Below are 7582 nucleotides of genomic sequence, written 5' to 3'. Positions count from 1 at the left end.
TCACTTCGGAAGTGACAACTGAAGTCAAAGAACGGACTTCTAGTTGTCATTCCTCCACTGCCCTGCGCTCGTGACCATAGGCGCTTGTGCTTTTCTAATCAATTACTCATTTCTATGGATACGGCATGAGCAATACAAGGTATAGTTTCTTTTTGCTGAAACGACAGGGGAGAAAGAAGGGCACCAGTTGCAACCATTAATATTCGTCTAAAATCCCCAGCTTTCATCCGATTTAGTAAGTGACCATAGGTAACGGCAGCGGAACATCCAGATCCACTTGCGCCGGCTAAAACTGGTTGATCTTCCCGATATAAAATTAAGCCGCAATCTTTAAACTGATCCTTTGTTAGACTAAGTCCATGTTCTATCAGTAAATCAAAAGCAATGGTTTGGCCAATTTTACCCAAATCTCCTGTAACGATAAGATCATAATAGGAAGGATCAATCGCCAGGTCTCGAAAATGCGCTTCAATTGTATCGACTGCAGCTGGTGCCATTGCACCACCCATATTATATGGATCACTAAGCCCCATATCGATAACACGCCCAAGAGTGGCGGAAGTAACTCGTGGGCCATTTCCTTGATTTGTTACAATTGCAGTTCCTGCAGCAGTTGCAGTCCATTGTGCCGTTGGGGGCTTTTGAGCCCCGTATTCCGTTGGATAGCGAAATTGTTTTTCGATGGATGAGTTATGGCTGGATGAACCGGTTAATATGTACTTAAATCCACCTGAATTAACGATATAGGAACCAATTGCCAATCCCTCCATTGAAGTGGAGCAAGCACCAAATAATCCAAAATAGGGAACTGGAAATGACCGAGCGGCGAAACTGGTAGGAGTGATTTGATTCACGAGATTTCCTGCTAAAATTAATTGAATATCTTCTTTCGTCAGGCCTGCTTTTTCAATTGCTTTTATACATGCTTCTTCAAACATAACTTTTTCAGCTTTTTCATAGGAGTCTTGGCCGACCCATAGGTCTTCATGTAATGTATCAAAATCATTAGGTATGCTCCCTTTCGCTTCAAAGGGTCCTCCTACAGTTCCGGTTGATAGAATAACGGGTCTATTCTCAAATCTCCAAGTACGATGACCCACTAACATTTATAAACCTCCCCACTGCGTCAGTATTGTTTTTATAAGTGCAATAATAAATGCAGCTACTGTTCCAAATACAATAACCGATCCTGCAAGTTTAAACATGTTCCCACCAACGCCTAATACATATCCTTCTGTCCGGTGCTCTATGGCAGCAGATGCCACCGAATTAGCAAAACCTGTCACTGGAACTGCTGTACCAGCTCCGGAAAACTGAGCAAAACGGTCATAGACACCAAGACCGGTTAATAAAACCGAAAGAAAAATCATTGTGGCAACTGCAGGGTCACCGGCACTTTTTTCAGTAAAGTTAAAAAAGGTATAGTAAAAGGTTTGGATTGCTTGTCCAATAGTGCAAATGAAACCGCCGACCAAAAAAGCCACAATACAGTTTCTTACGACTGGCCGTTTAACTTCGCGATCACTGGCGAACTTTTTATATTTTTGTTGTACAGGTGTTAAGTTTTTCTTTTTTTGATCGGACATCAGAACCCCTCTTTCCACACGGACATACTTCTTTACTATATTCTCCAATTTTTTTATTCCTACTATAAAAAACGATTTTGGACAATGAAGGTTGATGATCTCCACCAACCTCCACTGAATTACATATTTTTATATTGTGGTTCCTCTTCCTCGATTTGTTGTAAACGGGGAGTTAGTGTATCCACAATGGTCTGTGTCTGCTGTGCCATGTTTTGAAACATCTGTTTTGCCTGTTGATTTTCCGTTTGTAGTGCAAATGTTTCTAGACTTGCTTGAGCACTTTTTAGTCCAGCAAGAGTTTGTTTTACTTGGCTAGCTACAGTCATGCTTGGTCCTCCTTCAAAAATGGTGGTCTTACACTTATAATATTGAATGGATGCAATGGAAATATACTGGGAATTGATAGGCGGAATTTAAAGCAACTCGAAGATAAGCTATAATTAACGTATAACAAAGGAATGGTATAGGAGGAAAACAATGAGCCATTTTTTTTATCAGGACAAACCAATAGAAACCCCAGCGCTTATCTTAAATGAACAAAAAATGAAACAAAATTTAAAAAGAGTGATGGGGGTACAGGAAAAGAACAATGTGAAGGTCCGTCCCCACTTTAAAACGCATAAATCTATCTCCATAGCTAAATTACAATTAACAATGGGTGCATGCGGTATTACAGTAGCAACAGTTACAGAAGGGGAACTGCTTCTTGAAAATGGAATAGATGATATTCTTGTGGCATTTCCTTTAACGGATTCCAACAAAATAAAGCGACTTTTCAAGTGGACGAAAATCGCCAGAGTAATTTTTACAGTTGACAGTATGGAACAATCGGAGCTCATGATGAATGAGGCAAAAAAATGGGGACTTAATCCTGAAGTTTGGATAAAAGTGAATTCAGGACTAAATAGATGCGGTGTAGAACCTAACAATGAAGTATTGGAACTAGCGAAATTTATCAAAAAGGAGAATGTTTTAAATCTTACTGGTATTTATACCCATGCAGGGCATTCTTATGCAGCTAAAACAAAAGAGGAGATTCGCCAAATAGCAAAAGAAGAAGCATTATCTGTTCTAAACAGTGTTGATTTATGTGAAAAAGAAGGAATCTCCCTTCCAAACCGTAGTGTTGGTTCTACTCCTACTTTTGAGGCGGCAGCCACTTATAGTGGAATAACAGAAGTTCGTCCAGGAAATGCTGTGTTTTTTGACGCTATTCAAGTGGGGCTTGGTGTGGCAAAGGCGGATGAAGTAGCATTAACCGTACTTTCAACAGTTGTTTCACGTAAATCAAATCGTCTCATCATCGATGCAGGGAGCAAAGCATTAACAACAGAAAAAGGTGCACATGGGAATGAAGTAGTTAAAGGATATGGCCGTAGCCTAGTTGACGGAGAATTTTTTATTACGAGAGTTTCGGAAGAACATGGCATTATTGATTCCACGGAGATAAACAATATACAGTTAAACGAAAAACTCCAGATTATTCCAAATCATGCTTGTCCTGTTGTAAATTTATATGATTTCTATTATGTTCAACGGGAAAATGGCCAAATAGAAAGATGGTTAGTAGATGGCAGAGGGAAATCTCAGTAAACATAATTTGATTTATCCAAGAATGGATGTTAACCAATCAATGCCGTAGTAGGCACTAATTGTAATAACAATTGTCCAAACGAGTAAACTTAACCCCATCCAAAATGTTGTTAGCTTTTTGGAAGCTTTAAGGGAAAGGGCAATGATGGCAGCGAGATGTATTCCTGTAATAATAGGACCTAAAAATGCTAATCCAGGAAGGCCGTATGCTTGAAAAATAGCTGCAGCCTTTTCTTTTTTGGTTCGTTTCTGTGATGAGTAACTTTCTTCCTGACTGTTTTGCTTTTGTGCATTTTTTATTTGTCTAGTCTGGTACCACTTTGTTCTCCGGAACCAAGAAAAAGAGTAAATAATGACAAAAATGGGAAGGAAGTTACCCAAAAACGAAACTAGCCCAACCATTGCGGGATGTAGACCAAAAGCTATTCCTATTGGAATGACTAGGAGTATTTCGATCCAAGGTGTAGCGGCCATTACAAAGATAAGGAAATACTGCCATAGTGTTTCAAACATACGTTGTTCCATCTCCTTTCTAATCTTGTATTTTCTAATGGAAACTGAGATTATGCCTTCTATCATCGGAAAAGTTGACAACAACTCTAAAGAGGACTATTGTTTTTCTGGAAAGATAAGAATTCATACGTTTTATGAAGCTTTGGGCATATTGTCTAGTTCCAGCGCTTTTTCTTATATTATTTAAACTGAAATAATAGTCGGACGGTGAAATAATGCAACAGACACATTCAACGATTGATAAAATAAAAGTACTTCTATTTGTAATGGGACCAATTCTTGTTACTCAGCTTGGATTGTATGCTATGAATTTCATTGATACGACCATGTCAGGCAGGGCTGGAGCGTATGACTTAGCTGGGGTAGCTATTGGCTCCAGTTTATGGGTTCCTATTTTAACAGGAATCAATGGGATTCTGTTAGCCTTAACTCCCATATTAGCTCATAAAATTGGTGCTGAGAAACGGGGCGATGTATCCTATTATGTCATCCAAGGGCTGTATCTTGCTATAGTTATATCATGTCTGATAGTTATTATTGGATTCTTTGCCCTTGAACCAATACTGGACTTTATGTCATTGGAAGTAGAGGTTGGACATATTGCAAAGCATTATTTAATTGGCTTGGCGTTAGGAATTGTCCCGTTGTTTATGTATAATGTGTTACGCTGTTTTATGGATTCATTAGGCCAAACGAGAGCAACTATGATTATTACTTTGATGGCATTACCAATTAACTTTCTTTTTAATTATCTTTTAATATTTGGGAAATTTGGATTCCCACAATTAGGCGGAATTGGAGCGGGATATGCCTCTGCAATAACGTATTGGTTTATTTTCTTCTTTACCATGTATTTTACAGTGAAAGTGAGACCATTTAATGGTTTTCAGGTCTTTCAGAAATTCCATCAAGTTTCTATAGGAGCATGGAAAGAGATCCTTCTTCTTGGATTACCGATAGGTCTAACAATATTCTTTGAAACAAGTATATTTTCTGCAGTTACCTTATTAATGAGCCAATTTACAACAGAAATAATAGCGGCTCACCAGGCAGCGTTAAATTTTGCAAGCATATTTTATATGGTGCCACTAAGTTTTGCCATGGCTTTAACCATAACTGTCGGATTTGAAATTGGAGCAAGAAGACAAGGGGATGCACAACTCTACAGTAAAATTGGAATAATCATTTCTTTAGTTTTAGGTTTTATTTCTTGTATAATCATTTATTATACGAGGGAACCAATCACTGCACTCTATACGACAAATCAAGAGGTTGCCGTACTCATACAGCATTTTCTTATCTATGCCATCTTCTTTCAGTTTTCGGATGCCATTAATACCCCAATCCAAGGAATACTAAGGGGGTATAAAGATGTAAATATTCCATTTATCATGGCGCTTATCTCATTTTGGGTTTTAGGGCTGCCTATTGGATTTATTACAGCAAATTATACCTCGTTGGGTCCGTTTGGATATTGGCTCGGATTAATTTTCGGTTTAGCTTTTTGTGCGATTTGCCTTGCTGTTCGACTCGTTCTTGTACAACGAAGGTACCGTCTAAAAATACTATAGTAGATAAAATACTTTTTAAAGGGGGAGGAGTGTATATGGATCAGGCGATTCACGACCTAATTCAAAAGCAAAGAACTTACTTTTACACAGGAGAAACAAAGGATGTTTCTTTCAGGCAAAGACAACTGCATAAATTAAAAAAATGTATAGAAAAAAATGAAGGGAAAATTACCGATGCTCTAAAACGGGACTTAAACAAATCTCTTCATGAGTCTTTTACTACTGAAATTGGTTTTTTATACAATGAATTAAAGGACATTCAAAAAAACATAGATTTGTGGGCAGCTCCTAAAAAGGAAAGGACACCCATTACTCATACAGGATCTAAAAGTTATATTTATAAAGTTCCTTATGGGGTAACGTTGATCATAGCCCCTTGGAATTATCCATTCCAATTAGCAATTGCTCCTTTGATAGGTGCAATTGCAGGGGGGAACACAGCTATTGTAAAGCCTTCAGAGATGACACCAAATACAAGTTCAGTGATTCGCGAGATACTTGCAGAGACGTTCGATGAGAAATATATAGCGGTTGTGGAAGGAAATGCAGAAACCGCTAAAGACCTTTTAGAAGAAAAGCTAGATTACATTTTTTTCACTGGAAGTGTACAAGTGGGTAAAAAAGTAATGGAAGCGGCGTCGAAGCACTTAACTCCCGTTACTTTAGAACTTGGTGGAAAAAGTCCTGCAATAATTATGAAAGATGCAAACGTTAAACTAGCTGCAAAAAGAATTGTATGGGGAAAATTTATAAATGCAGGACAAACCTGTATCGCCCCAGACTATATTCTTGTTCATGAAAAAAATAGAAGGAAACTACTAAAGTATTTAGTTTATTATATAAAAAAGTTTTATGGAAATGATGTCCGGTTCAATGATGATTATCCAAAATTAGTCCATGAAAAACATGTGGACCGCCTAGTTTTCATGCTGGAGGAATCAAAAATCTATCATGGCGGGGAATATGATAGAATCGCTAGATTTATGGAACCAACTGTGATGGTAGAAGTGGAGGAAAACGATCCTGTGATGAAGGAAGAGATCTTCGGTCCGATCCTACCTGTGTTATCCTTTTCCACTGACTATGAAGTGGTGGAGCGTGTCAGAAAAAGACCAAGTCCTCTTGCTTTATATTTGTTTACTCAAAGCCGTGAATCTGAGGAATTTATCTTAGATAATCTTTCCTTTGGAGGCGCGTGTGTGAATGATACGCTAATGCATTTTGTAACTCCCTATTTACCATTTGGAGGGGTTGGGGAAAGTGGAATGGGAGCCTATCATGGTAAATATAGTTTTGATACATTTACTTATGAACGGAGTGTATTAAGACAATCCACATCATTTGACATTCCAATCCGGTACAGTAAGTCCAATGCATCATTAAAAGCATTGCGGAAAATGTGGGAATAGAAGTTTGAAAGAAGTTTGAAAGAAGTTTGAAACTCCCACGACTTAAGTCGCAAGCCCAAGACTTAACGGTTTACTGGTGGGATTCTTGAATGACTAAACGTTCGCAGTCCAGTTCTGTTTTGAACAGCTTTCAAGTTGAGGGTATCCCATTACCCTCCTTTTTTTAGAACATTAGGGTATATTTGACTGGTGTGTATGGGTGGATTCACATATTCCACTTTGATTCCTTATACATTCGCATTGTATTGGAATGAATTGAGATAGGCGATAGAATGGAATGACCAACTGTGGTGCAAATTCTTTTCGTTTTTACGGCTTGTTTTTGCTGTCTGACTGTCTGTCGGATATTCGCAAGTTGTTCTAAATCAATGACAGAAATCAAATTATCTTTTGCTAAATTGACTTTTGCACGACTTACCCTCTAGGATGCGACAAAAGACGAGGGCAGTGCTTCTTTTTTGTCTCTTCCTCGTCAAGGAAGCGACAAAAGATAAGAGAAGAGCAGCAGTTGTGTCGCATCCTCGTCAAGGAAGCGACAAAAGATAAGGGAAGAGCAGCAGTTGTGTCGCATCCTCGTCAAGGAAGCGACAAAAGACAAGGGAAGAGGAGCAGTTGTGTCGCATCCTCGTCAAGGAAGCGACAAAAGATAAGAGAAGAGCAGCAGTTGTGTCGCATCCTCGTCAAGGAAGCGACAAAAGATAAGGGAAGAGGAGCAGTTGTGTCGCATCCTCGTCCAGGATGAGACAAAAGCCGAGGGAAGAGGAGCAGTTGTGTCGCATCCTCGTCAAGGAAGCGACAAAAGATGAGGGAAGAGGAGCAGTTGTGTCGCATCCTCGTCAAGGAAGCGACAAAAGACAAGGGAAGAGGAGCAGTTGTGTCGCATCCTCGTCAAGGAAGCGACAAAAGATAA

Annotated in this window: 7 protein-coding genes and 1 pseudogene; 3 read left to right on the top strand and 5 right to left on the bottom strand. The window is 38.9% G+C overall.

Annotated features, from left to right (window positions below; translation table 11 throughout):
* Positions 1-98: 98 nt before the first annotated feature.
* The 3 genes from spoVAD to KS419_RS21150 form a co-directional block, all read right to left on the bottom strand.
* The gene (spoVAD, locus tag KS419_RS21160; RefSeq protein WP_217068663.1) at positions 99-1106 is read right to left on the bottom strand and encodes a stage V sporulation protein AD; all 1008 of its coding nucleotides are present in this window, start codon (positions 1104-1106) and stop codon (positions 99-101) included.
* On the bottom strand, positions 1107-1586 hold the full coding sequence (gene spoVAC / locus KS419_RS21155) for a stage V sporulation protein AC (protein WP_217068662.1): 480 nt from the start codon (positions 1584-1586) through the stop codon (positions 1107-1109).
* 119 nt (positions 1587-1705) lie between these two features.
* A complete protein-coding gene (locus KS419_RS21150; protein ID WP_217068660.1) occupies positions 1706-1912 on the bottom strand; it encodes a DUF1657 domain-containing protein in 207 nt (68 codons plus the stop codon).
* 151 nt (positions 1913-2063) lie between these two features.
* On the opposite strand from KS419_RS21150, the gene KS419_RS21145 reads away from it, so the two are divergent.
* On the top strand, positions 2064-3179 hold the full coding sequence (locus tag KS419_RS21145; RefSeq protein WP_217068658.1) for an alanine racemase: 1116 nt from the start codon (positions 2064-2066) through the stop codon (positions 3177-3179).
* 12 nt (positions 3180-3191) lie between these two features.
* Here KS419_RS21145 and KS419_RS21140 read toward each other — a convergent pair whose 3' ends face one another.
* Positions 3192-3692 carry a small multi-drug export protein gene (locus tag KS419_RS21140; protein ID WP_217068656.1) on the bottom strand — a complete coding sequence of 167 codons (501 nt, stop codon included), beginning with the start codon at positions 3690-3692 and terminating at the stop codon, positions 3192-3194.
* A 215-nt stretch (positions 3693-3907) separates the two neighbouring features.
* On the opposite strand from KS419_RS21140, the gene KS419_RS21135 reads away from it, so the two are divergent.
* Positions 3908-5263 (top strand): MATE family efflux transporter, encoded by a 1356-nt coding sequence (locus tag KS419_RS21135; RefSeq protein WP_217068654.1) that lies wholly within the window; start codon positions 3908-3910, stop codon positions 5261-5263.
* Between the two features lie 35 nt (positions 5264-5298).
* The gene (locus KS419_RS21130) at positions 5299-6672 is read left to right on the top strand and encodes an aldehyde dehydrogenase (protein ID WP_217068652.1); all 1374 of its coding nucleotides are present in this window, start codon (positions 5299-5301) and stop codon (positions 6670-6672) included.
* A 158-nt stretch (positions 6673-6830) separates the two neighbouring features.
* Here the strand turns inward: KS419_RS21130 and KS419_RS25050 are convergent.
* Positions 6831-7093 (bottom strand): annotated as a pseudogene (locus KS419_RS25050) (IS200/IS605 family accessory protein TnpB-related protein); the annotation flags it as partial.
* Between the last annotated feature and the right edge of the window lie 489 nt (positions 7094-7582).

It is taken from the genome of Evansella tamaricis, from assembly GCF_019042215.1.
GTDB classification, from domain to species: domain Bacteria; phylum Bacillota; class Bacilli; order Bacillales; family Salisediminibacteriaceae; genus Evansella; species Evansella tamaricis.
Note: the sequence above shows the minus strand (reverse complement) of the source record. Positions and strands in the feature narration are given on the sequence as shown.

What these genes read in the sequence shown, in the direction of transcription:
- spoVAC (WP_217068662.1), bottom strand. Translation starts at nt 1,586, where the DNA reads ATGTCCGATCAAAAAAAGAAAAACTTAACACCTGTACAACAAAAATAT.
- spoVAD (WP_217068663.1), bottom strand. Translation starts at nt 1,106, where the DNA reads ATGTTAGTGGGTCATCGTACTTGGAGATTTGAGAATAGACCCGTTATT.
- KS419_RS21130 (WP_217068652.1), top strand. Translation starts at nt 5,299, where the DNA reads ATGGATCAGGCGATTCACGACCTAATTCAAAAGCAAAGAACTTACTTT.
- KS419_RS21150 (WP_217068660.1), bottom strand. Translation starts at nt 1,912, where the DNA reads ATGACTGTAGCTAGCCAAGTAAAACAAACTCTTGCTGGACTAAAAAGT.
- KS419_RS21135 (WP_217068654.1), top strand. Translation starts at nt 3,908, where the DNA reads ATGCAACAGACACATTCAACGATTGATAAAATAAAAGTACTTCTATTT.
- KS419_RS21145 (WP_217068658.1), top strand. Translation starts at nt 2,064, where the DNA reads ATGAGCCATTTTTTTTATCAGGACAAACCAATAGAAACCCCAGCGCTT.
- KS419_RS21140 (WP_217068656.1), bottom strand. Translation starts at nt 3,692, where the DNA reads ATGTTTGAAACACTATGGCAGTATTTCCTTATCTTTGTAATGGCCGCT.